The 24,097-nt window shown below is 51.8% G+C and carries 16 protein-coding genes and 1 pseudogene; 7 read left to right on the plus strand and 10 right to left on the minus strand.

What is annotated here, in order from left to right; translation table 11 throughout:
* Window positions 1–19: 19 nt before the first annotated feature.
* Window positions 20–958 (minus strand): 2-carboxy-1,4-naphthoquinone phytyltransferase, encoded by a 939-nt coding sequence (gene menA, locus H6F46_RS14190; RefSeq protein WP_190355323.1) that lies wholly within the window; start codon window positions 956–958, stop codon window positions 20–22.
* A gap of 289 nt (window positions 959–1,247) precedes the next feature.
* Between menA and H6F46_RS14195 the strand changes: the two genes are divergently transcribed.
* Together H6F46_RS14195 and H6F46_RS14200 are read left to right on the plus strand one after the other, a co-directional pair.
* Window positions 1,248–2,717 carry an isochorismate synthase MenF gene (locus H6F46_RS14195; protein WP_190355322.1) on the plus strand — a complete coding sequence of 490 codons (1,470 nt, stop codon included), beginning with the start codon at window positions 1,248–1,250 and terminating at the stop codon, window positions 2,715–2,717.
* 505 nt (window positions 2,718–3,222) lie between these two features.
* Complete coding sequence (locus tag H6F46_RS14200; protein ID WP_099533216.1) at window positions 3,223–3,507, plus strand: DUF1816 domain-containing protein; 285 nt, start codon at window positions 3,223–3,225, stop codon at window positions 3,505–3,507.
* A gap of 422 nt (window positions 3,508–3,929) precedes the next feature.
* Here the strand turns inward: H6F46_RS14200 and H6F46_RS14205 are convergent, their stop codons facing one another.
* Window positions 3,930–6,515: a CHAT domain-containing protein gene (locus H6F46_RS14205; RefSeq protein WP_190355321.1), complete on the minus strand. Its 2,586-nt coding sequence runs from the start codon at window positions 6,513–6,515 to the stop codon at window positions 3,930–3,932.
* Between the two features lie 215 nt (window positions 6,516–6,730).
* Here H6F46_RS14205 and H6F46_RS14210 point away from each other — a divergent pair, with 215 nt between their 5' ends.
* The gene (locus H6F46_RS14210; RefSeq protein WP_190355320.1) at window positions 6,731–7,321 is read left to right on the plus strand and encodes a thioredoxin family protein; all 591 of its coding nucleotides are present in this window, start codon (window positions 6,731–6,733) and stop codon (window positions 7,319–7,321) included.
* A 262-nt stretch (window positions 7,322–7,583) separates the two neighbouring features.
* Window positions 7,584–8,432: a DUF2927 domain-containing protein gene (locus tag H6F46_RS14215; protein WP_190355319.1), complete on the plus strand. Its 849-nt coding sequence runs from the start codon at window positions 7,584–7,586 to the stop codon at window positions 8,430–8,432.
* A 215-nt stretch (window positions 8,433–8,647) separates the two neighbouring features.
* Here the strand turns inward: H6F46_RS14215 and H6F46_RS14220 are convergent, their stop codons facing one another.
* Together H6F46_RS14220 and H6F46_RS14225 are read right to left on the minus strand one after the other, a co-directional pair.
* Entirely contained in the window at window positions 8,648–12,337 is a 3,690-nt protein-coding gene (locus H6F46_RS14220; protein WP_190355318.1) for an AAA-like domain-containing protein, read from the minus strand.
* 1 nt (window position 12,338) lies between these two features.
* The gene (locus tag H6F46_RS14225) at window positions 12,339–13,640 is read right to left on the minus strand and encodes an AAA-like domain-containing protein (RefSeq protein ID WP_242027960.1); all 1,302 of its coding nucleotides are present in this window, start codon (window positions 13,638–13,640) and stop codon (window positions 12,339–12,341) included.
* Window positions 13,641–14,469: 829 nt separating this feature from the next.
* On the opposite strand from H6F46_RS14225, the gene H6F46_RS14230 reads away from it, so the two are divergent.
* A complete protein-coding gene (locus H6F46_RS14230; RefSeq protein WP_190355316.1) occupies window positions 14,470–16,677 on the plus strand; it encodes an ATP-binding protein in 2,208 nt (735 codons plus the stop codon).
* A gap of 95 nt (window positions 16,678–16,772) precedes the next feature.
* On the opposite strand, the gene H6F46_RS14235 is transcribed toward H6F46_RS14230, so the two are convergent.
* From H6F46_RS14235 to H6F46_RS19910, 4 genes and pseudogenes are all read right to left on the minus strand, one after another.
* On the minus strand, window positions 16,773–18,389 hold the full coding sequence (locus tag H6F46_RS14235; RefSeq protein ID WP_199291571.1) for a sensor histidine kinase: 1,617 nt from the start codon (window positions 18,387–18,389) through the stop codon (window positions 16,773–16,775).
* A gap of 33 nt (window positions 18,390–18,422) precedes the next feature.
* Window positions 18,423–18,554, minus strand: coding sequence for a hypothetical protein (locus H6F46_RS19605; protein ID WP_255509001.1), 132 nt, complete (start codon window positions 18,552–18,554; stop codon window positions 18,423–18,425).
* Between the two features lie 442 nt (window positions 18,555–18,996).
* Window positions 18,997–21,108, minus strand: coding sequence for a DNA primase (gene dnaG / locus H6F46_RS14240; protein WP_370567152.1), 2,112 nt, complete (start codon window positions 21,106–21,108; stop codon window positions 18,997–18,999).
* A gap of 165 nt (window positions 21,109–21,273) precedes the next feature.
* Window positions 21,274–21,375, minus strand: a pseudogene (locus tag H6F46_RS19910) (UPF0175 family protein); the annotation flags it as partial.
* Window positions 21,376–21,485: 110 nt separating this feature from the next.
* Between H6F46_RS19910 and H6F46_RS14250 the strand changes: the two are divergent.
* Together H6F46_RS14250 and H6F46_RS14255 are read left to right on the plus strand one after the other, a co-directional pair.
* A complete protein-coding gene (locus H6F46_RS14250) occupies window positions 21,486–21,719 on the plus strand; it encodes a DUF433 domain-containing protein (RefSeq protein WP_190355314.1) in 234 nt (77 codons plus the stop codon).
* The gene (locus tag H6F46_RS14255; protein ID WP_190355313.1) at window positions 21,716–22,057 is read left to right on the plus strand and encodes a DUF5615 family PIN-like protein; all 342 of its coding nucleotides are present in this window, start codon (window positions 21,716–21,718) and stop codon (window positions 22,055–22,057) included. Before H6F46_RS14250 ends, H6F46_RS14255 begins: the two co-directional genes overlap by 4 nt.
* Before the next feature lie 147 nt (window positions 22,058–22,204).
* Here H6F46_RS14255 and H6F46_RS14260 read toward each other — a convergent pair whose 3' ends face one another.
* Entirely contained in the window at window positions 22,205–23,800 is a 1,596-nt protein-coding gene (locus H6F46_RS14260) for a helicase-related protein (protein ID WP_190355312.1), read from the minus strand.
* 11 nt (window positions 23,801–23,811) lie between these two features.
* Window positions 23,812–24,097: transposase (locus H6F46_RS14265; protein WP_242027764.1), on the minus strand; the 286-nt coding region annotated here is incomplete at its 5' end.

A 24,097-nucleotide genomic window follows, 5' to 3' on the forward strand; every position in this document is an offset into this window, starting at 1 on the left:
TAGGCCGGGGGGTTGGCCACTACTGTAACCAAGCCCCCAACAGAAAACCGCCACTGAGGGCTAAACCGCTCCAAAAATGAAATTTGACGGCGATGAATTTGCTGTTGCTGACCCGATCGGGCTGGTCGTGGTGTTGCCCCACATGCCGACACAAATGCAGGGCGATCGGCAAGCTCAAACCCGTGAGCAACGTCCAAAGGGGGAAAGCCCCCCACAGGACTCCCGCCACCACTACCCCAAAGGCTGTGCCACAAAACCAGGGCAGCAGGGCGGCCGATCGAGCCGTGCCCAGCCGGGCCACGGGCGATCGTTTGCCCGCCCGCAAATCATCCGCCACCTGATGGAAATGGGAACAGAACAAAATGAGGCTGGTGGTAATGCCCATAAAGACGGATGCGCCCCAATTCAACAGCGACCAACTTTGGGTTTGGCTATAGTAAGCAGCGGCCAGGGCCATGGGCCCAAAGGTGACAAAACAGATGGGTTCTCCCAACCCTAAATAGCCAAAGCGAAAGGGCGGCCCTTGATAGCTATAGCCCAAAACACAACTGGCTAAAATGATTGCCAAAACCGTCCAATCCTGTTGGAGCCAAGCGATCGCCCCAATGGATGCAATTCCGGCCACTAAGAATAGATTGGCGATCGCAAAAACCAGCGATCGGTTACCGGTTAAATTCACCACAGAATGGGCTTTATTCACATCAATGCCCGTATCAGAATCAAACACATCATTGGTTAGATTCAACCAAGCAATAATGGCAATGGCCGCCCCTAAAAACAGGGCCAAAATTCCCCCATTCAGCCGTTTGGTTTCAAAGGCGGCGGTGGCGGATCCCAACAGAATCGGCATCACTGCCACGGTATACATGGGCAGTTTAATCGCCGCCTTCCAAAGTTGACGGCGGGAGGGCGCTTCGGGCGGGCTGTTGGGTGGGGCAGAAAGACTGGGAGCAGTCATAGGGCGATCACGACAGTCAACGGTGGTAGATGGTGGCTTGGGCAGCCGACAGGCCCAGAGCGGCCTCACCAATGCCCAAGGGGGTTCAGGCAGGATTCAGGCGTGGTTCAGGCAGGGCGATCGGGCAGAGCGATCGGGTGACTGCTGAATCATGCCAAATTTACCAGATGCGCCTTAGGGGGCGGGTATTATTGAGGAAACTCGATTAAGATAACCAGTAGTCGAAGCATTGCGGCAGTTCGGACGATAATTAATTTTTTTTACAGCCTTTAATCAAATCTGAATTCTAATGTTAAGCGCACTGGGTCAGCAAACAGATTTGCTCTCACCAACGCGCCTCTATTGCATACTTGAGGCAGCTCGGGACGAGTTCTTGCGATCGTTTCGATCGCAAATTGTGCGTTTAACTTTTGAAATTCCGGCGCTCGATCCCCTGGAAGTTTTTGCTGAGTTTTCCCAGGCGGATTGCCTCAGTTTTTATTTTGAAAAACCCGATCGTCGATCGGCAATTGCTGCCTTTGATCGCACGGTGGCCTTGGCGGTGGCCGGGAGCGATCGGTTCACAAAAACCAAGGCCTTTGCTCGAAAGATTCATGGCCTGTTGCGTGCGAGCGAACGGGCCTATGGCATGGCAGAGGGCGATCGCCCGGCCTCGACCCGATCGATTCCGTCGCTGCTTTGTGCGTTTCCCTTTCTTGATGAACCGCGCGACCTGGGCAGTCCCTTTGGGGAGGCGTTGATTTTTTTACCCCGCTGGCAAGTGGTTCGCCGCACCACCGCCCAGGGCCCCATCACCACATTCACGGCTAATGCTTGGGTGGATGGTTGCACCGATTTGGATCAGCTCTGTGGGGAACTGTGGCAACCGCTCGATCGACTGTTGCAGTGGCGCAGCAGCAGCACCAGCTTGACTGCCAGGACAGCCCGTTACCAGTCCGGTGGGTGGGAGCTGGCCGCGCCGGATGATCCGGCCTTTTTGGCGGCGGCTCGATCGGCCCTGAAAGATATTGCCGATCGGCAGTTTTGCAAGGTGGTGCTGGCCCGGGCGATCGACTGGCAAGCCCCGGAACCCTTGGATCCGGCCCTGTTGCTCCATAACCTGCGCCACCGTCACCCCGGTTGCTACACCTTTGCGGTGGGGAACGATCGGGGGCAAACCTTCTTGGGAGCCAGCCCTGAATGCTTGGTGGCCATTGACCACGGCCGGATTGTCACGGAAGCCCTGGCCGGGTCGGCTCCGCGCGGCACTACGCCGGAACTCGATCGAGCCTGGGGCGATCGCCTGCTCAACAACCCCAAGGAACTGCACGAACACCGGTTGGTGGCGGATTTCATTGCCGATCGCCTCGCCCAGTTGGGGGCCCATCCCAAGGTGGCCGTCAAGCCTAGCCTGCGCAAATTGAGCAATATTCAACACCTGCAAACGCCAATCTGTGGCCGGTTGCCGCGCAATGTGGATCCATTGGATGTGGTGGCGGCCTTGCACCCCACCCCGGCCGTGGCGGGTTTGTCCCGATCGGCCGCCATTGCCGCCATCGATCGCTACGAACCCTTTGAGCGATCGCTCTATACCGGGGCGATCGGTTGGCTCGATCCGATGGGGAATGCGGAATTTGCGGTGGGGATTCGATCGGCCCTAATCCAGGGCGATCGGGCCCGGCTGTTTGCGGGCGCGGGCATTGTGGCCGGATCCGACCCCGAGCGCGAGCTAGCCGAAATTCAACTCAAGCTCCAAGCCCTCTGGGCCGCCTTAATTTAACCATTGGCCACGCTAAGAGGTTGCAAGTTTGTGGATCCAATCACCCAGCGCCACCGGACATCCGGGCGATCGCCCCCCATGGATTCCACTTCAACCCAGCCTCTGACCCAATCAAGAAGGACGAAGCGCCAAACCCAGTTTTTGATCAGTACCAAAAATCTTTGCTACGCTGCAGGAGCTTAGCAACCGGAGTCATCACCGGATCAGCCGGGATCGCCCTCCAGTCTTTACTGATCCCCATTTCCTTGACGAATCGCCATAACTTTCCTTCGGACAGTGCTTGGAAAAATGGGCTAAGCAGAGTATAACGAAGTGTAAAGATCTCGATCGAGAGACCAACCGTTTCGATGTGACTGCCCCCATCGAGCGTGATTCTGTATCCTATTGCGCTTTCCTCAAAGCCACATTCCTCCACACTGACCGGAGTGTCGTCTGTTGCAGTCCGCGTCTTTCCCGTACATCCATAGCAATTGACTTTGAATAGCGCCCGCAAGCCACAGCGCCTATGAAAGACTTCTCTGCCCGTTTAATGAATGCCCTGGGCCTGGCCTATTGGGTCGAAATCACGACCCAGGTTCCTCGGTGTACCTACTACTTTGGTCCCTTTAGCTTGGAGTCCACAGCCAAAGCATCGGTGGCCGGTTATGTGGAAGATTTGGAAATCGAAGGAGCACAGGGCATTGCGGTGAAGGTAGCCCGCTGCAAACCCACGGATTTGACCATTTTCGATGAAGCAGAGGAGGCGGCCCCGAGCGATCGCCCTTTCTCGATGGTCAGTAGCCAGGCTTAGGGCCCCTGCGATTCTCGGAAAACTCCTCGTGCGATCGCCCGGCAGCCCTCGGTGATGGGGATGATTCCAACGGGCGATCGGGAGGTGAAGAATCGAGCGACCTGGCTACTCAATTTGACTCTGAATTCAGGGATGACGTTAACATCCTTCCTGCCATCAATGGGCGGAATTTCGGCTCTAGGCAAACAGCTTCGGTTGTTTGCCTGGGCCATGGGTTAGGAGTTCATTTGCAATTTCAATCCCCTTCAATTTCAATCCCCAGCAACCTGGATCCATAGACTAGTGCGATGATGAGTTTTTGCCCAGAAGACCGTTAAGCCCGTCAGCTTGCTGCTCCGTTAACTTGCCTTGTGGTCTGCCTTGCAGCCCTAAGTTTCAGCCCTAAGTTTCTCGTTCCATTCAGTTTGTTTTGCCAATCTGGCTTACCAAGGACTGCCGATCGCCACGAAGGCAGCCCAGTAGTAGGGATGAGCCAGGGATCCGGAATTATCTGGCAGCGACGGCAACGGAATTGGCCCCCGGGCGCTGGATGTGAGGCCGCTCCCTTCAACGCGGACTCGTCCTTCAATCATGGCCATTTGGGCCTGACGCAGGGCTTGGGACTTCGTGGGGGCGATCGAGAGTTGCCGATAAAACTCGCTCATGAGGGCCAGGGTTCCTTCATCGCTCACATACCAAAGACTGGCGAGGGCAGATTTTACCCCCGCCTGTACGGCTAGCCCTGCAAACCCCAACTCCGCATTCGCATCACCCACGGCCGTGCGACAGGCACTCAGCACCAGCAACTCCACGGGGGGATTGTTCAAACTCAGTTCCCGCAGTCGATCAAGCGTCAGGCGCTCCTGATTCCAGAACTGAATGTAGGAATTCACCGGTTGGCCGGGTTTGAATTCGCCGTGGGTGGCCAGGTGCAAAATGGGGGCCGGCTGCCGTTGGCGCTGGGTTTGCAGGTTGGCGATCGTGAAGGCTTCGTTCAAGAAGGTGGTGGTTTGGGCCCGTTCTTGGGCAATGGTTTGCAGTTCCATGGGGACGGCAGGCAGGGGATTTAACCCCGCTGGAAATTCGGAAGCTCCCATGGCCAAAATGGGCGCATTTCGAAGGCTGACGTAGCGGGCATCGGTTAGGTTAACGCTGGGGGTCATGCCCAAGGCAAACCGCTGCACCAAAAATTGTTGACCATCATGCAGGGCGGCCCAGGGGAGCGATCGCAGGCCCACATCGGGGGAGATCAGCAGGGTATCGATCTTTTGGGCGGCCAGTTCTGGGGCGATTGGGGCGATCAGCCAGCGATCGAGCTGTTCTGCTGCCGTGCGGTAGGCGTTGCCCCGGCGCAACACAGGATTGGTGATCGCTTGGCGCAGGCGATCGGCGGCGGCCAACACTTCGGCCCGGCCCACGCCCGATCGTCGGTAGATCGGTTCCCCGCTGCTGGTAATCACCACCAGATCCGTTTGTTGTTCCTGCAACATCACGTAGATCAAGGCAGTTTGGCTGTTGGTCTGTTGTCGAATGTCGCTCAACAGTTCCCGTAAAGAGGCACTGCTGACGGGGTTATTGGAAATTGAACTACCCAAATAGGTCTCAATTTGCTGCGTCCAGGTGTTTTCCAGTTGATCCAAGCCCAGGTCAAAATTTCCCTGAACGAAGGTGTCGCCTAGGCTGGCATCCAGGGCTAAATCACTGGCCTCAATGTCAGCCAGCATGGCGAGACTTTCGGGGCCCAGTTTGCTGGGGTCAAATTTGCCATCGGGCCCCAACTCTCCAGGTTCTGGGCCAAATTCTCCATCGGGTCCCAGAGGGAAATCGGGGCCGAATTCCCCCGGATCAAAGGCTAGATTCCCCTCTCCCCCCGGGCCAATGGGGCCAAAGTCCCGATCGCCAAACTCCCCTTGCAGGCCGGGCGGGTCAAACTTTCCGGCTTCAAAGTCGCTGGCAATATCTTGGGCGTTGTTAGGGGGTAGCCGATCGCCCAGTTCATCGAGAGATCCGGGACGATTGGGAACGCTTGGCAGCAAAGGGAACGGCGATTGATCGCGCAACACTTGCAAACCCGCGCCCCCCTCTTGGCCATTAACCGACCCCGTCACCAAGGCCGCGCCCGGCTCCAGAGTCACCGTTTCGCCAGTACGGGTGAGTTGCACGGTTCCATCGTCCCCCACGGCAATGCTGGTGGCAACGTTTTCAGCGGGGCCGCTCAGCAGCTCTGGCAGGGTGAGGGGTGCAAAGAATCCCGTATCAGCGGGCCGAATGGGGCTGTTGTTGGGGCTGCTGAGGCCGGGAATGCCAATGTCGAAGCTGAGAATGTTGCCGATCGCCTGGATGCGCACCACCCGATCGCCCTCCACGGCGGCCACCGTGACGGCGTTGGCCCCTGAGGCGATCGATCCCGTAGAAAGCACGGTTCCCCCCAGGAGAGCCACCTGTTGATTCGCTTGAATGGTTCCATCGTGAACGATCGACCCCGCCAGGAACGGCGAAAAGGCAAAGGCCGTAGGCGTGCCGTTCAATCCCCGCAAGTCATTGCCCTCAAAGACGTTGAACCACTGGAGACCAAATTGCACAGCGTTGGCGCTGGTGGCATAAAAGCTGCCGGGTACGTTCACTTGGGCCGTGCTGCCAAAGACGATGCCCGCCGGGTTTAAAAGATAAAGATTGGCGGAACCGCCGCTCATTTGCACCAGACCATCAATCACCGAGGGATCGCCACTGGTAATGCGGCCAAAGATGTTCTGAATGCTGGGATCGATGATGAAGGTGGCTCTGTCGCCCGGTTCCAGGTCAAATTGCTCAAACCCATGGAAGAGGTTGGTTCCACTGCTCGATCGACTGCCACCCGTGATGTTGAACTGTTGATCATTGGGGCGATCCACGAGGGTTCCCAATCCGTCATCAGCCGGAACCACGTCGGCCAGCGCTGGGCCGCCGATCCAGACTGGGCCGAGGGCGATCGTGAATCCCAACCAAACTCTCAACCAGGGCCAAACTTGCGAGAGCACGCGAAAGGACATGAGGCGATCCTGAGGTAGGGGAGTGGAAATGATGGTTGGCGATCGGGCAATTTCTCGGGACTGGATGAAGCGCCTATTATTCTAGGCTTCGTCCCCTCTTCGTTCGCGGGTTGACCCAAGCCGGTTAACCCAAGCCGGTTAACTCAAGCTGGTTAACTCAAGCTGGTTAACCCAAGCTGGTTAATCAATTGCCTATTTCAGGAGACTAAGCCGTTATGGTGCTAACCGCTTCAATGATGTTGGAATTGGGTACTCTGGCTCCAGATTTTGCCCTGCCGGAGGTGACCACGGGCGAGACCATTTCCCTAGCAACGGTGGCCGATCGCCCGTTGCTGTTGGTGATGTTTCTTTGCCGCCATTGTCCCTATGTCAAGCATATTCAGGCGGAGTTGGCCCGGTTGGGTCGAGATTGGGGCGATCGCGCCGGGATCATTGCCATCAGCGCTAACGATGCGGTGGCCTATCCCGATGATGCGCCCGATCAGCTGGCGGACTGGGCCCGGGACTGCGGATTCAACTTCCCCCTGTGCTATGACGAAACTCAGGCGGTGGCCCAGGCCTACTCGGCCGCCTGCACCCCAGATTTCTTTGTGTTTAATCGCGATCGCGCTTTGGTCTATCGTGGCCAGCTCGATCGCAGCCGCCCCGGCAACCCAGAACCCAATGATGGGGCAGATTTGCGGGCTGCGTTGGCGGCCGTTTGGGCGGGGGAACCGGTTCCGGAACCCCAAATTCCCAGCTTGGGTTGCAACATCAAGTGGAAACCCGGCAATGAGCCGACCTATTTTGGTCTCAGTGCAGTTTAGGGGGCAGTTTTGGGGGCGGTTTAGGGGATTGCCGGTTGGTCGGATGCTGCCGCCGCCATGCGTTTGGGTCTCGGCCTGGGTTTCAATCTAGGTCTCAATAATGGGCACAAGAAGTTAGCCAACAGCTATGAGCGATCGTCCCCGTTCTCGAAAGAGTCAATCCAAGAGTGGATCCAAGAGTCGATCCAAGATTCAACCCAAGCGTCGATCAACGGGTCGATCAATCCCCCGAAATACCCTATGGGGGGCGATCGGGTTGGCGATGTTGTTGTGGGGGGTGGGTTCTTGGGGCCGCACAACCGTTGATCCGGTTTCGGGGCGATCGGTCTTGGCGAGTAATCAGCTCATTGGTAATCCGCTTAATGACCAGTTTGCTGATCAGTTTGTTGGCCGATTTATTGGCCGATTGGGCGATCAAATTAATGATCAACCCAATCATCAGCCCAACGATCGACAATATCTCAAGAATCAACCCCATCAACCGCTTACTCAGTGGCTGATGAGCACGCGCCGATCGAGCGATCGGCGCTATTCTCGGGCCGCTTTGGACTATTTCATGGAAGTGGCGTTTGGAAACGAATTTTCCAATAATCCTGATACAAACTACATTCGCAAGTGGGCGAGCGATTTGCGGTTGGCGGTGCGAGGTGGACCGACGACGGCCGATCGGGAAACGCTCGATCGAATTGTGGGTGATCTCAATCAATTATTGGGTGGCGCAATTCGGATTCGCTTCACCACCCAAAATCCCAATGTCGTCATTTACTTTGTGCCGGAAGCGGATTTTCCGAAATATGACCCCCACTATGTGCCCCGAAACTTGGGATTTTTTCGGGTTTGGTGGACGGGCAATGAAATTCAGCGGGCCCAAATTTTAATTAGCACCACGGGGGTGACTCAACGGGAGCGATCGCACCTGATTCGCGAAGAACTGACCCAATCTTTGGGTTTGATGAACGATGCGGAAACCTATCGCGACAGTACGTTTTATCAAGGTTGGACGGAAACACAGGATTTTTCACCGCTCGATCGGGATTTAATTCAAATGCTTTATGATCGCCGGGTGCGCAGTGGTCAAACCCGTGAACAAATTCGCCAACTTTTCCGCTAGAGGCGGTCTGAAAAGCAACTCACCGGTAATCATCCAATCATCGGGGCAAGGGGCTTAAGCCCCTTGTCTTTGTCGATCTCAGCCCCTTGTCTTTGTCGATCAATGAGACCCAAAATTCAGTAGTTTTGACTTTTCCGATATTTGCTTTTAAGGCATTTACTTAGAGAGAGTCTGATCACCTTTTGCTTTTATTTTTGCCTTTCAAATTTTACTTTTTACCTTTTACTTTTGAAATCCAAATAAGGCCGACATAGGGGTAAATCAAAATCCTGTGCCCCATGTTGCAAGCGATCGGCAACCCATCGACAGCCATATTCCACAAAATTGAGCGATCGCACTTGGGACAAATTCCAAAGGGTTGCCGTTCGATCTTCGCTGCCGGAAGCGAGCTGTTGCCCATCGGGACTAAAAGACACGCTGCTGACGATCGAGCTATGGCCGCTGAGGGTGGTGATCAGCTTGCCTTCGGGCGATCGCAGTTCGATCGCGCTGTTGTTTTTCGCGATCGCCAGCAACTGCCCATCGGGACTCCAAGCAACCCGCGTCAGACCACTATCACCTTGGGTGGGAATTCGGCGCAGCAGCTCGCCCCGTCGGTTCCAAATCCGCACCTCTTGGTTGCGGCTGGCGGCGGCGATTTGTTCACTGTCGGCCCGAATCGCCAAGCCCCAAATGCCGCTGCCCGTGCCCTTCAGCACTTGGGCCGGTTGTTCCTGAAGTCGGCTGCGAGCGCGATCGGCCCAAGTCCAAAGCTTCACGGTGCTATCGGTGCTGGAGGTGGCCACATAGGAACCATCGGGACTGAAAGCCACATCCCAAATGCGGGCTTTGTGGGCCGGGAACCGTTGCAACTGCACATAGCGCCCATTGTTCTCATGCCGCCAAAGGTTGAAGTGCAAATCGTCGCCCACCGCTGCCAAATAGCGCCCATCGGGACTGAAGGCCACGCCATGGATCGGCGACTGGCTGCCGGTCATGGATTGGCGGCGATCGGTGGTCACATCCACCCAAGTCAGCTTGCCGTTGGCATCCCCCGCCACAAACTGCGGTTGAGTGGGGTGCAGGGCCAGGCTGTATAGCTCTCCCTCACTGAGGTTGGTGAATTCCCGCACCGGCTGCCCGTTCCGTTGCCAAAAACGCACATCGCTGGCGGTGATGGTGGTCATTTGTGGCCACAAGGGAGAAGACTTGGCGGCATAATTCACCCGCCAAACGGTGGTGGGGTGGTCTTGCAATTGCTCAAAAAAGGCGTTTTCGGTGGCCCAAAACCGCAAAAAGCCATCTTCGCTGACGGAGGCCAGGGTTTTGCCGTCTCTGTTGAAGGAAAGACCGCGGATGGTGGCCGCATGGCCCGGATAGATCCGCAGCAGGCGACCGGTGGCCGTTTCCCACAGGCGCACGGTGCGATCGGCCGAAGCGGAGGCAAACCGTTGGCCATCGGCGCTGAATGCCACATTAATCACCGCTGCCTCATGGCGCAAAATGGTGCGTACCGGTGTGCCATCGGCCCGCCACAGCCGTAATTGATTGTCTGCGTGGGCCGAGAGGATCAAGTTGCCATCGGGGCTGAAAATGGCATCCCAAACGGCGCTGGCTCCGGCGTTGAATTGGCGTTGGCGTTGCCCCGCGATCGACCAAAGGATCATTTGCCCATCAATGCCGGTGGAGATTACCCGTTGGCTGTTGGGGTGAAAGGCCACGGACCAAACGGTGGATTTGTGGCCCCGCAAGGTGGTTTTCAGGTTGCCTGTGGTGGCTGACCAAATTTTGGCGGTCAGGTCGCTGCTGCCGGAGACGATCCATTGCCCATCTTGGCTCCAGTCCACGGACCAGATTCCCCCTTGATGGGCAGTGAATTTCTTGAGCAACCGGCCGGAGTTGCGATCCCAAATGTGCAAATTGCCGTCAAGGGAGGCGGTCAGCAGCTTTTGATTGTCGGGGCTGAAGGTGGCATCGTAAACCAAGGAACTGTGCTCCAAGGTATGAACCAACGAGCCGTTTGAGCGCCACACCTTGGCGGTGCGATCAGTGCCAGTGGTCACGATCGATTGACCATCGGGGCTAAATTCCGCGGCCAATGCGCCGCCGGGGTGAGCAAAGCGCTGATTTTTCTCGTTTTCGCCATAAACTGCCTGCTCCAAAACGCTTTGGGTGCGTTGCTTCAGTTCTTGGCGAGTTTGGGCCGGCACAAGGCGCAATTGTTGGAAGCGATCGCGTGCTTGCAAAGCTTGCAACAGGGCATCCAGTCGTTGATCGGAGGCAAAACTCCCTCGGGAGGCGGCAATGGTCGATCGCACGTCGCTGATGGCGGCCTGCTGGTAGGCGTACAGGGTAATGCCACCGGAAACCAAGGAAGCGGCGAGGGTAATGCTCAGGGCCACGAGCAGTTGGCGTTGGCGCTGGACGCTGCGTTGCTCAATTTCCAAACGGGCTTCGGCCTCCCGCAGGCGATCGAGTTCCAGTTGTCGCTGAATTTCCAGTTGCTCCAGTTCCTGGCTGGCGGCCAAGTAGCGATAGTCCAAATCATCGAGACTGCGCTTTTGCATCCAATCCAAGGCTTCCCGCAACGGATTGCCCCGCAACAGATAGGACGCATCGCGGTAGTTCGATTCCACCCAAGCATTCAGCCAAGCGGCATAGGGGCGCAGGTCGTCTAACTGTCGATCGACCCAGGCCAGGTTAAAGACTTCCCGGTAAATGCGACATTTAACCCGCAGGTAGCCATCCCGTTTTTCCACAATTCCCGCCAACAGCAATTCCGTTTGGGCCGCGGACCCATCCGACTGCACCAGGGGCACGGTGGCTTGGCCCGGTGGGTGGGGCGGTGGATCGGCGCTCAGTTCGGCGCGGCAAATTTGGCGATAGAGCATCAGCCGTCGCCCGGCCGATCGCTCGTCATACAGCAGTCGATCGCGGATGGTTTTCAAGTGCTCCGGTTCATCGGAGGCTTCCCAATGGTTCAGGATTTGGCTTTGAATCAGCCGATCGACAAAGGCCCTGGGCGAAAACTGGGCAGGCGGATTAGCATCGGCGGATGGGTCAGCCACGCGATCATCCGTGCGATCGGCCGCGCGAGCGGTAGTTTGGTCAACCGCTGCGGCGGGCATGGCCGCTGATAATTGGCGCGATCGCAACACCAACGCACAAATTTTTTGCACCAGAAATGGTTGCCCATTGGTCCAACGCAAAATTTCCCAAAGCACCCGCTCTGGCTGCGGAACCACATTCACCAACCCCGCCGCCAAACTGCTAACTTCTGAGTGCTGAAACCCTGTTAATTGAATTGCTTGGCCAATGTTGAAGGGTGTTCGACTTTTATCAGAAATTAGCTCGCCGGGGGTGGTGACTCCAAACAGGGCAAAGGTTAATCCTTGATAAAGATCCAACTCCGCACGACGGTTGTAGCAGGTGCGAATTAGGGCAAAAAAATCATCCGTGGGAAATTTTAAATTCAGAATCGTATCAATTTCATCAATTAAAATAACTAGGCGGTTTGTAATGCCCGATCGCAAAATTGCGTCAATAAATTCCCCCAAACGAGCCGCCGGAGGTAAATAGGCATATTCCTTCCACCAAGACCGCAAATCAAAGGGCAACGGCAGGGGTTTACTCAGCATGGCTGCGATCGCCGCGTACCACTGCTCAATTTCAATTTTTTGCGACCCGATCGCCGTCAGGTCGATCGCCGCGCAGCTAATGCCCTGTTGTTGCAGTTGCATCATGGTGCGCAACCGCAGGCTCGACTTGCCCATCTGCCGCGCATTGAACACATAGCAAAACTCGCCCGCCAGCAGCGCTTGCAAGAGGTAGTCGTCCGCTTGGCGCTTCACGTAGGCTTGCGATCGGGGCGGTACACTGCCCCCCACCTGATAGACAAAATCCGAAGGAGAGGCAGGGTTGATCATGTCATGAAAGAGTTAGGAAAAACTGTCGAAACAGTTCACAACTGGGAAACGCCAAGCGCTGATCAAAAGTAACCAACCCTAATCCCTGGAGTCGAAAGGCCTGCGTGTGGGGCAGTTCTAACCCCTTGGGCGATCGCACCACCTGCTGCATAGTTTCTAGGAGTTCCTGTTGTTCAAGGAGCTTCAGCAAGCGGCGTAAGTAACTACTAAAAACGCTATCGGGATTCGTTGCCTGTTGCGGCAAATCCGCCAGGGAAAGTTTTTGATGCGCCAAATAAAATAAGCCAATTTGAGATAGGAAGGGATTCCCCCCTAAAAACGTGAAAATGGCATGGCCGTATTCTTTGGCCGCTGTTAGTTGATATTGTTGGGCAAGGGTCACCACCTGTTCACAGGTGAATGCGGGCAGCTCCAACAACAGCCCCACATTAAACGGCGATTGATTGAGACTTAAGGGCAACCAAACTTCCGTGGAGTGGATAATTGCAATGTGTAATTTATGCCAAATAGTTCGATTTTCCAAACCATAGCGCCCCTGCTCATACCAAGATCGCAATAAGCCGAAAAAGTCCGTCGCTAATTCGGGATACCCAAAAAGCCGATCTAGCTCGTCTAAAACTAGGAGTAATGGCGCATCCGATTCCGCCAATAGATAGTTTTCAAAATATTCTGAGCAAGCATAACTCACCCCAAACATCGGATCCCACTGATCCGCCAGGCGATCGGCTAGCCCCAAGCTTTTGGCTGCACTGGCGCAAAACCACTTTAAAAACCAGTCTAAGTCTCCTAAAACTTGCCGATCGGCTCCCTGTAAATTCACAACTGCTGTCCGAAATCCTCGCTGCTGAACTTCGCTCAGGGTACGTGCTATTAGGGATGTTTTGCCATATTGCCGAGGAGCCTTGATTCGCACCAGTGATCCCGGCTGAACCACCTCTTCAATACAAAGACTTTCGAGGGGGGGTCGATGAATATAAAACGGAGAGTCGATCGGTAACTGCCCCCGGGGTGGAGCCACTTGCATTGCCCAATCAGTTGATTTTTTGGTGCGTTCAAGATTGCGAACTTGCATAGAAGTTAAATAGTCTCCCTCGCTGAGATCTAAACCAAAAGCCTGAAAATAGAGAAGGAGTGATTGAAAATCCACTAATTTTTCGCGACGGCGCACCTTCGTTAAGGTATTAGGACTCAATTGAGTGAAGCAACTGAGCTGTTCTAAGGTGTAGGGCTTTCCCTGGTTTTGTTGGGTTGCAGAAATTTGCTCTGCGGACTGCAAGCGTTGCCAACCTTGAGGACTTAACATAACGCCGCGATATCGTTTATAGACTCTTGGAATTTCGGCCATTCAGCCCCCAAACCTTACAACTAACTTCGGGGAATTCTGCTGCGATCGCTGCCTTGAGACAGGGCGATCGCCTGTGAAAATAGATGATCTCAATGGATACTTACGTCGAAAATACTATAGAGTTTGTCCATTTCAGCTCCTTTGAGCTTAAGTTGTGACCTTAAGTTGCGATGTTTAGATGTCAAGCAAGCTGAACTTGTCTAGAATTAATTCTGATCACAAATATTCAATCTTGCAAATGATTGAATTTGTTTTTGAACAGTTCTCATTTGTTTTAATCACTTGATTTTAACGAACGACGATGCGCAAAATTGTGTTTTTAGAGGATGTCTGAGCAGTGAATTGGAACGCTAACTAAGCAGTAACAGGCATGGGATCAAGAAACTTAGACTCCTGATCTTTGCTGCTTGGGAAGACCCACAATGTATCAATTTTGACTTCCCAGACATCCTCTTAAAATAATGAAGACGCTTTGCAGGATTCACCATAACAAATCACCATGGCAAAGGCCAACCTAGGTTTTGGCTGCCCATAATTTTGACGCTTTGCATATTTTGATACAACATAGGTTTTTGGTAATATTGACCTTGCTCCCGTTATTCCTCTCATTTTCTGAGGACTGAGCTAAGATGGGGGGCTAACAAGCAATGAGCTAATAATTATTTAAACTTCATTTTTTGTTAGGATGCTTAAATGGATCAAGCAGCTTAAGTGTTGCTAATTCTCGAAACCAGAAACTTCATCTCCTGCTCATAGTGACCATCTCCCGCTACAGCGAGTACCTTCAATGGATTTGCAAAAAATCAAGGAAATTTTTGAAGCGATCGTTTTGGGCAGCCAATCTTATATGCCCCATGGTCATTGTTATTTGTGGCAAACGCCCTTAGTGGGGCTGCATGTGGTTAGTGATTCACTAATTGCGATCGCCTATTTCTCGATTCCCGCCATGCTGATGTACTTTGCCTATCAGCGTCGGAAATTTTTGCCTATCAGTATTTTTCTGATGTTCGGGGCATTTATTATCCTATGTGGCTTAGGTCATTTGCTGGAAGTTTGGACTCTGTGGTATGGGGCCTATTGGCTAGCGGGAATTGAAAAAGCTTTAACAGCTTTAATTTCTTGCTACACGGCCGTTTCCCTGGTGAATTTATTGCCTCAGTTTTTGTCGCTGCGCAGTCCGGACGAACTGGAGCGAATTAATCAACAATTGCAGCAGGAGGTTAGCAGTCGGGAGCTTATTGCCCAAGAATTAGCCCAAATCAATCAGAATTTGGAGGCCCGAATTGCCGATCGCACCGTTGAGTTACAAACCAAAAATACTCAACTGATGCGAGAGATTCAGGAACGCCAATCGATTGAACAGTCTTTGGCGCGGCGGTTGGCCTGTGAACAAATTTTTTCTAAAACCTTGCAGCGTGTTTGGACAACGGCGGATTTTGAACCCCTGTTTCAAACCCTAGTGCAAGATGTTCGAGAATTTTTGCAGGTCGATCGGGTGCTGATTTTTCAGCTCAATGAGGACTTCAGCGGTGCAATTTCGGCGGAATCTGTTTCGGATCCTAGTTTGAGCCTGTTGGGACAATCCTTCACAGATCCTTGTTTTCAAGAAAAACATGCTCCTCTATATCAAGCAGGACGCATTTGCATAATTGAAGACATTGAAACCAGCCCCTTGCAAGAATGTCATCGAGAATTTTTGCGTAGTTTGCGAGTGCGCAGCAACTTAGTGATCCCAATTTTATGGAAATCAGAATCTAGTGATTTAGATTGGCAGGAAAACCTTGGTGATCAAGCAATTACTCCGGCTCATTTTTATCTTTGGGGATTATTGATTGCCCAATCCTGTCAGGGGGCACGATCTTGGGACAATTTGGAAGTGGAAGCATTGCAACAGTTGAGTTTGCAATTGGGAATTGCCCTGCGTCAAAGTAAGTTGATGAACCGATTGCAGGAAGAATTACAAGAAAAACAACAAACTGCTTTGGCCCTACAAGCTTCTGAACAAGAAGCACGACAGCAGGCCGCATCATTAGCCACAACATTAAATCAACTGCAAGCAACCCAAGCTCAGTTGGTGCAGTCCGAAAAGTTGGCTTCTTTGGGCAAAATGGTTGGCGGCATTGCCCATGAAATTAATAATCCCTTGAGCTTTATTTATGGCAACTTAACCCACGCTCAAGAATATAGTCATCAAGTATTTCAAGGACTTGACCTCTATCAACAGCATTATCCTAATCCAGTGGATCCGATCGCTCAGTGGCTCTCGGAAGTGGAATTTGAATTTCTAAAAACTGATTTTCCTAATCTTCTGACATCTATGAAAAACGGAGCCGATCGAATTCGTGAAATTGTGTTGTTGTTGCGCAATTTTTCGCGATTGGATGAATCGGAACTCAAATCCGTTGACATTCATGACGGAATTAATAGCACACTCAGCATTTTAACTGAGCGATTTCTAGAGTCCACTTGCGGTCAAGTGATTCAGTCCCATTGCGCCTACGATCGCGATATTCCCACGGTGGAATGCTATCCCGGTTTGCTGAATCAAGCGCTGTTTAATTTGTTTAGCAATGCGCTGGATGCTATTGAGGAACGCTGTCGATTGCAAGAAATGTTTGTGCCCATGGTGAAGGTGGAAACACGCCTGATTTGTCAGCAACATGCCAACGGTTTGACCTTGCAACGGTTTGCGCAAATTCAAATTACTGACAATGGTTCAGGGATTGACCCAGCGTTAGCAGATAAGATTTTTGACCCCTTTTTCACCACCAAGCCGATCGGGCAGGGGACTGGAATGGGCCTGGCGAATGCCTACCAAATCATTGTGAAACGACATCACGGGGAACTTTGGTATCAGGTGAATGAGCAGGGACAAACCCAATTTGTGGTGAAAATCCCGATCGAGCAATATTTTTCCAGTCCTGCTGCCACCGAGCGATCGGTTTCACCGGCCATGACGATCGATTCCTTGAGCAATTTTGCGCCCCGGATCTAGGAGTTAATGCTCAAGCACTCGAACCCCAAAATATTTCTAGAAAAATTTGTCTAAAATGATCAAATGATTGGCAAAAAAGTAGCTAGCTCGAAGTTTTAGGACTCTGATTCACGAGCCGGAAACGATCGATAAATTTCCATAATAAAGGCTGTTCCCTTGCCTGGCTCCGACAAGCAGGACAACATTCCCCCGTGCAAGTTCACAATAATTTGATGACTAATGGCTAGCCCCATACCGATTCCTTTACCCACTGATTTTGTGGTGTAAAACGGGTCGAAAGCTTGGCGGCGTAATTCGTCACTCATCCCCAAGCCATTGTCTGAAATCGCAATTCGCACGCGGTCTGGCTCAACGGTTTCAGTGCGCACGGTGATGGTTGGCAGGGTATCCGGTGGGTAGCTGTCGCCCACACCCTGATCCAACGCTTCGATCGCGTTTAAAAGTACTTGCATAAAGCATTGGTTTAACTGCCCGATCGCACAATCAACCAAGGGCAAATCCCCATAATCGCGCACCACTTGAATGGATGGACGTTTGCCATTTCCGGCTAAGTGAACCCCCATCAGACTAATAGTCGCGTCAAGGTTTTCATGCAAATCAGTAAACTTAATCGTTGACTCATCCAAGCGCGAAAACATGCGCAAGAGATTCACGACAGTTTTAATGCGATTAGCTCCCACGAACATAGAGCTAAAAAGGGGCGCAAAATCTTCAGTAATATATTCCAAATCCAACTCCGCAAGGACTGTGGTGATGTCCTCGTGGGGATTGGGATAATGTTTTTTATAGAGGCTCACTAAGTTTAATAGTTCCTCTAGATAGGTTTGGCAGTGATGAAGATTGCCGTGAATAAAGTTAATGGGATTATTAATTTCATGGGCCACGCCCGCCACTAAACGCCCTAAGGCTGACATTTTTTCTGCATGAACTAAGGTGATTTGCGCCTTTTGTAAATTCTCAAGGGCTTGGGCTAGCTTTTTGCTTTTTTCGGTAGCGACTTGGGCAATTTCCTGGCGACGCTTCACCTCCGCTTCCAGTTGAATTGCTTTTCGCCGCAGCTCCAATTGGGCAATGACCTGACGACCCAGCGCGTCTAGGGCTTCTATTTGCTGGGCTGTTAGCTGTCGGGGCGTTTTGTCAATCACGCACAATGTCCCGATCGCATGGCCATTGGTCGTAACCAAAGGCGTACCGGCATAGAATCGAATTTTTGGCTCGTTCAGCACTAGGGGATTATTGGCAAAACGTCCATCCTCCAGGGCATCTTCCACAATCAAAACTTCATCGGGCTGGCAAATCGCATGGGCACAAAAAGCCTGGCTGCGTGGAGTTTGTGTGGCATCAATTCCATGACGAGACTTAAACCATTGCCGCTCGCCATCCAGCAAGCTAATGAGCGAAATGGGAGTGCCGCAAATTTGGGCTGCAATCTTGGTCAAATCATCGTATTGACGCTCGGGAACCGTGTCCAAAATTTGATAGTCGAGCAGGTCTTGTAATCGTTCCTCTTCATCAGTGGGAAGGGGAAACAGCCCATGACCATCATGGGCTACGTCACTGGCTGGCAAATCCATGTCCAACTCCGAGGATGGAACGCGATCGGGATTGAGATTGTGATCAGCGTGATCAGATGAATTCAGCTTCAAAGTTGGTTGCTTAGGAGTGGTGTGGATTAGGTCAGGATAGCTGGCAAAGGTGGAGTTTTCTGACAAAGGAGAACCCAACAGAGCGGTCGATCGCGCGGCCTAGGTTTCTGGAGCCATGGAGGTTGAATCATAGCCCAAAACTGCCTTAGCCTGGGCGATCGCGCCCGATTGACGCTTAAAGAGCAAGCGGCGCTGAAGCCACTGAAACCAAGCCTTGAAGATGCGCATCATTGGGCGTTTGATTGACCTGCTGATTGGCCTGCTAGGTTCACTGACCTACTGACTATCGATCGCGGAGGTGTCTCCCCAGGTTACTCTAACGTCGCAAGATGGTAAAACTCGGGAAGAGATGATGTACTGACATCACAATTTAGCAGAGCCAGGAACACAACTTAACCCCCTGAAATGTTTCCTGAATTCATTGAATATTCAATCAATGTTCATGCCAGAGGGGCTGGTTTCAGGAAACCCAATCGGTCAGGATCTTTAAGCAGCAGCTTGAGAAGATTACCAAAGCGCCAATCGTTATAGGATCAAGGGTCTGAACTCCCTTGTTTTTATGCACTTGTCTTTGTTGATCGCTTGGGCTAGCCGTGCATTGGTTTTGGCGATTCAGACATTTTTTTAGGATATAGCTTTCACTCGGGATTTTCTAAAATTGCTTGATTTCCACTCAAAACAATTGATTAAGTGGCGAAATTGACCCATCACTAGGATTTTGCGCCAAATCTTCAAAGGTGGTGAATCGTTCCTGCTGCAGTTGTTGTAAGTAGCGGCGTTCTTGATAATAAAGATCGTGGAAAGTTTGTTGCTGTTCGTAGGCGCGATTGAGATTTTCTTCAAGGCGCTCCAGGTCGATCGGGTCGGGAGCCAGGGCCAAATTGCCGGCCACACCACCACCGCCGCCGCCGCCGCCGCCACTCCGCAGACTAATCACCTTATCGTTTCCGGAGCCGATCGGGGGTTCACCGGCAAAGACCCGCCGCAACGCTTCGGCAGCCACTTCCGCTTGCAGGTAATGGGAGAGCCAAGCATCCAGCAGGTGGCGGCAACGCTTGGCGCATTGCAGGCTTTCGAGGGTGGCGATCGCGGCGCGGATGGTCAGACCGGGGCGATCGAGATCCAAAAGGGTACGTTCATCTAAGCTCAAAAGCCGATCGACCATGGCCAAATCCTCATGGGAAAGGTCTGGATTCGATCGCAACTCGATCGCCAATTCAGTCGCCTCCTGACCCCATTGATCCTGGAGCTGCAAAATCTGCCGCCACAAAAAACGATGGTGTGACAGGCCAAACTCCAACTCCCGCTCCTCCAAAATGGCCAAGATTTGCTGGCGACGATCGGGACGGTGCAAATAAATCCGCAAGAGCTGTCCCTCCGCCGACTCCCGCAGGCTGCTATCGCCCGATCGTTGCCATTTGGCCGATCGCCCGTGCCAGCGCTGGCCCTGCACCTGCGATCGCAAGTCCTGCTCCAATTGCAGCGTGAAGTAGCTGTCCTTTTGGCCCAGCAGGTCGGCACAGCGGCGGATGTAGTGGCTGCGGGTGGCGGGATTGGGCAGTTGGCTCAGGAGCTTCACCGCATCGCCCACGGCCGCCTGGAATTGGTCGGCTAAGCGCAAATCCCGGGAACCGATCGCCCGATCGAGCTGCCAATCGAGCCAGAGGGGCGCATCGGCAATCAGGGTGCGGTAATGATCCGGGCTGTAGGTTTTCAGGAACTCATCGGCATCCTTGCCCCCCGGCAAATTCAACACCCGCAGTTGAATTTCGCCCCGGTAAGCCAGCCCTTCCACCTCCCCGATCGCCCGCTCCGTCGCCTTTTGGCCCGCCGAGTCCGCATCGAAGTTCAGTATAATTTGCTTCGATTCCGTGAACCGCGTCAGCAGCTTCACCTGGGCCAAGCTCAGGGCCGTGCCCAAAGCTGCCACAGCGTTTTCAATGCCCGCCGCATGGAGCGCAATCACATCGAAATAGCCTTCCACGACGATCGCCGCGTCGGTTTTGGCGATCGCCGTTTTGGCCTGGTCTAGCCCAAAAAGCGTCTTGCCCTTGTCAAATAGCTCCGTTTCCGGCGAGTTCAGATACTTTGGCTCATCGCCGTTCAGCGTCCGCCCCCCAAAGCCGATCGTCCGGCCCTGGGGATCGCGAATGGGCACCATCAGCCGATCGCGGAATCGATCGTAATAGCCACCGCCCGCCTTCCGGGGCACAATCAACCCCGCCTTTTCCACCAGCGAAACGGCATAGCGTTTTTGATCCACCAAGTACCGATAGAGGGCATCCCAGCCGGCCGGCGAATAGCCCAAATTAAACGCCTGAATCGTGTCCTGGCGCAGTTGCCGTTCTTCCAGCAAGTAATCCATGGCCCGCGCCCCCACAGGTTGGGTCAGGGCATGGGCATAGAACCCGGCCGCCACGGCCAGCACTTCATAGAGCTGTTCGCGCTCGGTGATTTGCCGCTGAATTTCCTGGCGTTGTTCCGGTTCCAGGGTTTGCACGGGCACTTGGTAGCGCCGCGCCAAATCCAACACCACGTCACCAAACGATCGCTTGTCCAGCTCCATCAAAAACTTGATGGCGTTGCCCCCAGCCCCACAGGAGAAGCAGTAATAGAATCCTTTGGTGGCGCTGACGGTGAAGCTGGGGGATTTGTCGTCGTGGAAGGGACAGAGGCCTTTGAAGTCTTTGCCGTTTTTTTTCAGCACGACCCGTTCCGAGACCACATCTACGATGTCGGCTCGTTGTTTGACGGTTTCTACGGTGTCGGGATGAAGACGCACGATCGGGCGGGGCAAGTCGAACGGCTATTGTCCTATTATCGCGACCCGATCGGGCGATGGACATGGCCAAGGGCGATCGCGAAAGCTGAATTTTTGTGGATCTCACTCATGGCAGGTCGAATAGACCAAGGGCGAGATTTTGAAAAACAACAGGATCACGGGCAAAAATTATCGCCAGCCCCGATCGCGCAGATCTTGAACATCTTGCTCAAGGTCTTCTACGTCGTAATGAATGCAAATGCCGCGATTTACCAGCAGCTTTTGAGAATGGATGATTTTCGTTTGTAATAGGGCGATCGCAGCGGCGTAAATTTTTCTACTATATATAGATTATATATAGATATTGTATAGACAGATATTGCTCATATACTATCTATCCCATGAACTCAATGAATAATTTACTGTCTCGCATTACCCAAACCCCTGGTCAATGTGGTGGCCGTCCTTGCATCCGAGGCATGAGAATTCGGGTGAGCGATATCTTAGAAATGTTGGCGGAAAATGTTAATCTCTCTGAGATTTTAGAAGATTTTCCAGATTTAGAAATGGCCGATATTCAAGCTTGCCTATTGTTTGCGGCACGGCGTACTGATTTTTCTCGGTTGACTGCATGAGGATCTGGGTTGATGCTCAATTGCCCCCAACCTTGGCAAGCTGGCTGTTGAGCAATTTTGCAGTGGAAGCTTCGGCCTTGCGAGATCTTGGATTACGCGATGCGAAAGACTTGGAAATTTTCGAGGCGGCACGGCTTGCCAATGCGATCATCATGACAAAAGACAGTGATTTTGTTGATCTTGTCTGTCGATTGGGGATACCTCCTCAAATTATTTGGTTAACTTGTGGCAATGTGACAAACCGAAATCTACATCGAATTCTCTCAATTACTTTGCCAAGGGCTTTAGAAAAATTGAAAGAAGGCGAAATGATTGTAGAAATCAGTAGTAGCCAGTAGGGCGATTCATACCCACTTACACCCAATAACGCATCGCTAAAGCAGTCTGATCGCATTGTGGCAAGCGGCAATTACTGTTTTGAGTCTGGATACCACGTGGCTAGATAGTGGTAGGAAACGCTTGCCCTACTTGCTCAGGGATTATGGTCACATACTCCAAAAGCTAGAAACTTGAATTGCTGTAGATTTAGATAACCTGCTAAGGATGTCATAAACAGTAGCATCCTTCAACCAGGCTTGCATAAATTCATGAATCTGGAACTCTTCGGGTAGAAGGTGTTGATAAATAGATTGCTCTGAGGATTCAAATAATAGATTAAATACGGCTTCATAGTCTTGAGGGTTGACTGGAATTGAATTCCAGTTAATCCGAGAGTTGGTTAATAGCGAAATTGGACTGGCTTTAAAATCCGATTTTTGAGTGAAGATTCCGATTGCCTTATTAACTAAGTAACCACCAAATGTGTAGTATCGAATTCCTTCAGATGATTGTGTGTAAGGAATTGTGTTGAAGTGAAAAGTTTGCCTAGTCTTATTTAGCCATTTGTGAACTTTCTGCCTTAAAGAAGGAGATAATAAGTTAACCTGAATGCCTTCCTCGTGAATCAACGACCATAGTTGATTGCACAAAAAAGAATCGCTTCCTAATCCTCTTCCTGAATATGAAAAATCGATTGCATTGCTTGTTGATTGACTAGGCTCAACTGAAATCGCTTGAATAGAAACCTTAATGACTTTCCAAAGCTGTCCTGCAAAACGAACAAAAATACCTGGTCTAATTCTTAGGATGTTATCAACTGGAACCTCTCCTAAAGACCTTGAGCCATGATGCACTTCAATCTGTCGAGAGCCAACACTGAAGTTCCCATAGATTAGTCGAGAATCCTTTAACTTGTAAAGATTTTCATCTGCACCATATCGATTTTTGAAGCCATGCTTTTGCAGATATTTACTCTCAGAGAGCTTATCGAGAATCGCTTCCAGCTTCGGTCTATCGAGATACCTTTGATTCTTAAGTAGGCTGTGCAAATCGGAAATTCGAGTAAAACATCCTTGATTAGAAGCAATTATGCTAAGACATTGCTGACTAACTGCTCCATATAATTCGTATGGAGAGCGTTGTGGTAACTGACCCTTTTGGGCAGTATCAATTAATGCAAGAAAGTTCAGGGTTTCCTCAATATAGTTTGAAGTCTTGCCAGTGACTAAACAAATAACATTTGTTTGGTTTTCTCGACGGTTGCTACGCCCAATTCGCTGCAGGAAAGATTCTACTCCGTTGGGTAGGCCCCAGAGAATAACAGCATTGATGTCACCAATATCGATCCCTAATTCCAATGTACTAGTAGAAAAACAGATTGTATGGGATTTAGATTTTGAAAACCTTTGTTCATTTTCCAATCGAACTTCAGCCGATAGTGAAGAATAGTGAGTAATAACTTCTATGCCTAGGCTCTTTCCTTGTTGAAGAATATTAGCTAGACGTTCACATTCCCGTCGCGCATTACAAAAAACCAATAATTTAGTAGCTGGGTAGCCTTGTGTCAGTTGCTTAATACACTTTATGAATTCTGCTTCGTTGTTAATATGACGAATATGCGATTCGATTGTCCTATATGCAGGAAATTCAAGGAATTCTGCTTCTTGAGTGCCGAAGCAAAAATCTCGAATATCGGACAGTTTTCCAACTGTTGCAGATAAGGCAATCCACTGTAGCGGCAGAAGTGTTGAATCTAAACACAAAACTTCATATTCTAGGCAACAAGAGTTTCTGGCAGTAAATCATAGCTCCAATGACTGATTGAGCCATAGCGACCGAGTACAACTTGCAAATATCGCAATTTATCTAGTAGCGTCTGACTATAGAATTGCGGCAATTCTATTAACTGCAAGATGGCATAAGCAATTAAGACCATGTAGATCTGTATTGCTACGCCATTTTGATTTTTCGTAATGAGCTGATCTAATTTTAAATGCATCTTTAAGAACTTCCATAGCAACTCAATCTGCCAGCGCTTTCGATACAGTTCTCCAATCTCT

It is taken from the genome of Limnothrix sp. FACHB-1083 (assembly GCF_014696485.1).
Taxonomy (GTDB): Bacteria; Cyanobacteriota; Cyanobacteriia; order CACIAM-69d; family CACIAM-69d; genus CACIAM-69d.

What these genes read in the sequence shown, in the direction of transcription:
- H6F46_RS14225 (WP_242027960.1), bottom strand. Translation starts at nt 13,640, where the DNA reads ATGTTAAGTCCTCAAGGTTGGCAACGCTTGCAGTCCGCAGAGCAAATT.
- H6F46_RS14210 (WP_190355320.1), top strand. Translation starts at nt 6,731, where the DNA reads ATGGTGCTAACCGCTTCAATGATGTTGGAATTGGGTACTCTGGCTCCA.
- H6F46_RS14230 (WP_190355316.1), top strand. Translation starts at nt 14,470, where the DNA reads ATGGATTTGCAAAAAATCAAGGAAATTTTTGAAGCGATCGTTTTGGGC.
- H6F46_RS14195 (WP_190355322.1), top strand. Translation starts at nt 1,248, where the DNA reads ATGTTAAGCGCACTGGGTCAGCAAACAGATTTGCTCTCACCAACGCGC.
- H6F46_RS14200 (WP_099533216.1), top strand. Translation starts at nt 3,223, where the DNA reads ATGAAAGACTTCTCTGCCCGTTTAATGAATGCCCTGGGCCTGGCCTAT.
- H6F46_RS14205 (WP_190355321.1), bottom strand. Translation starts at nt 6,515, where the DNA reads ATGTCCTTTCGCGTGCTCTCGCAAGTTTGGCCCTGGTTGAGAGTTTGG.
- menA (WP_190355323.1), bottom strand. Translation starts at nt 958, where the DNA reads ATGACTGCTCCCAGTCTTTCTGCCCCACCCAACAGCCCGCCCGAAGCG.
- H6F46_RS14220 (WP_190355318.1), bottom strand. Translation starts at nt 12,337, where the DNA reads ATGATCAACCCTGCCTCTCCTTCGGATTTTGTCTATCAGGTGGGGGGC.
- H6F46_RS14255 (WP_190355313.1), top strand. Translation starts at nt 21,716, where the DNA reads ATGAGGATCTGGGTTGATGCTCAATTGCCCCCAACCTTGGCAAGCTGG.
- H6F46_RS19605 (WP_255509001.1), bottom strand. Translation starts at nt 18,554, where the DNA reads ATGATGCGCATCTTCAAGGCTTGGTTTCAGTGGCTTCAGCGCCGCTTG.
- H6F46_RS14215 (WP_190355319.1), top strand. Translation starts at nt 7,584, where the DNA reads ATGTTGTTGTGGGGGGTGGGTTCTTGGGGCCGCACAACCGTTGATCCG.
- H6F46_RS14250 (WP_190355314.1), top strand. Translation starts at nt 21,486, where the DNA reads ATGAACTCAATGAATAATTTACTGTCTCGCATTACCCAAACCCCTGGT.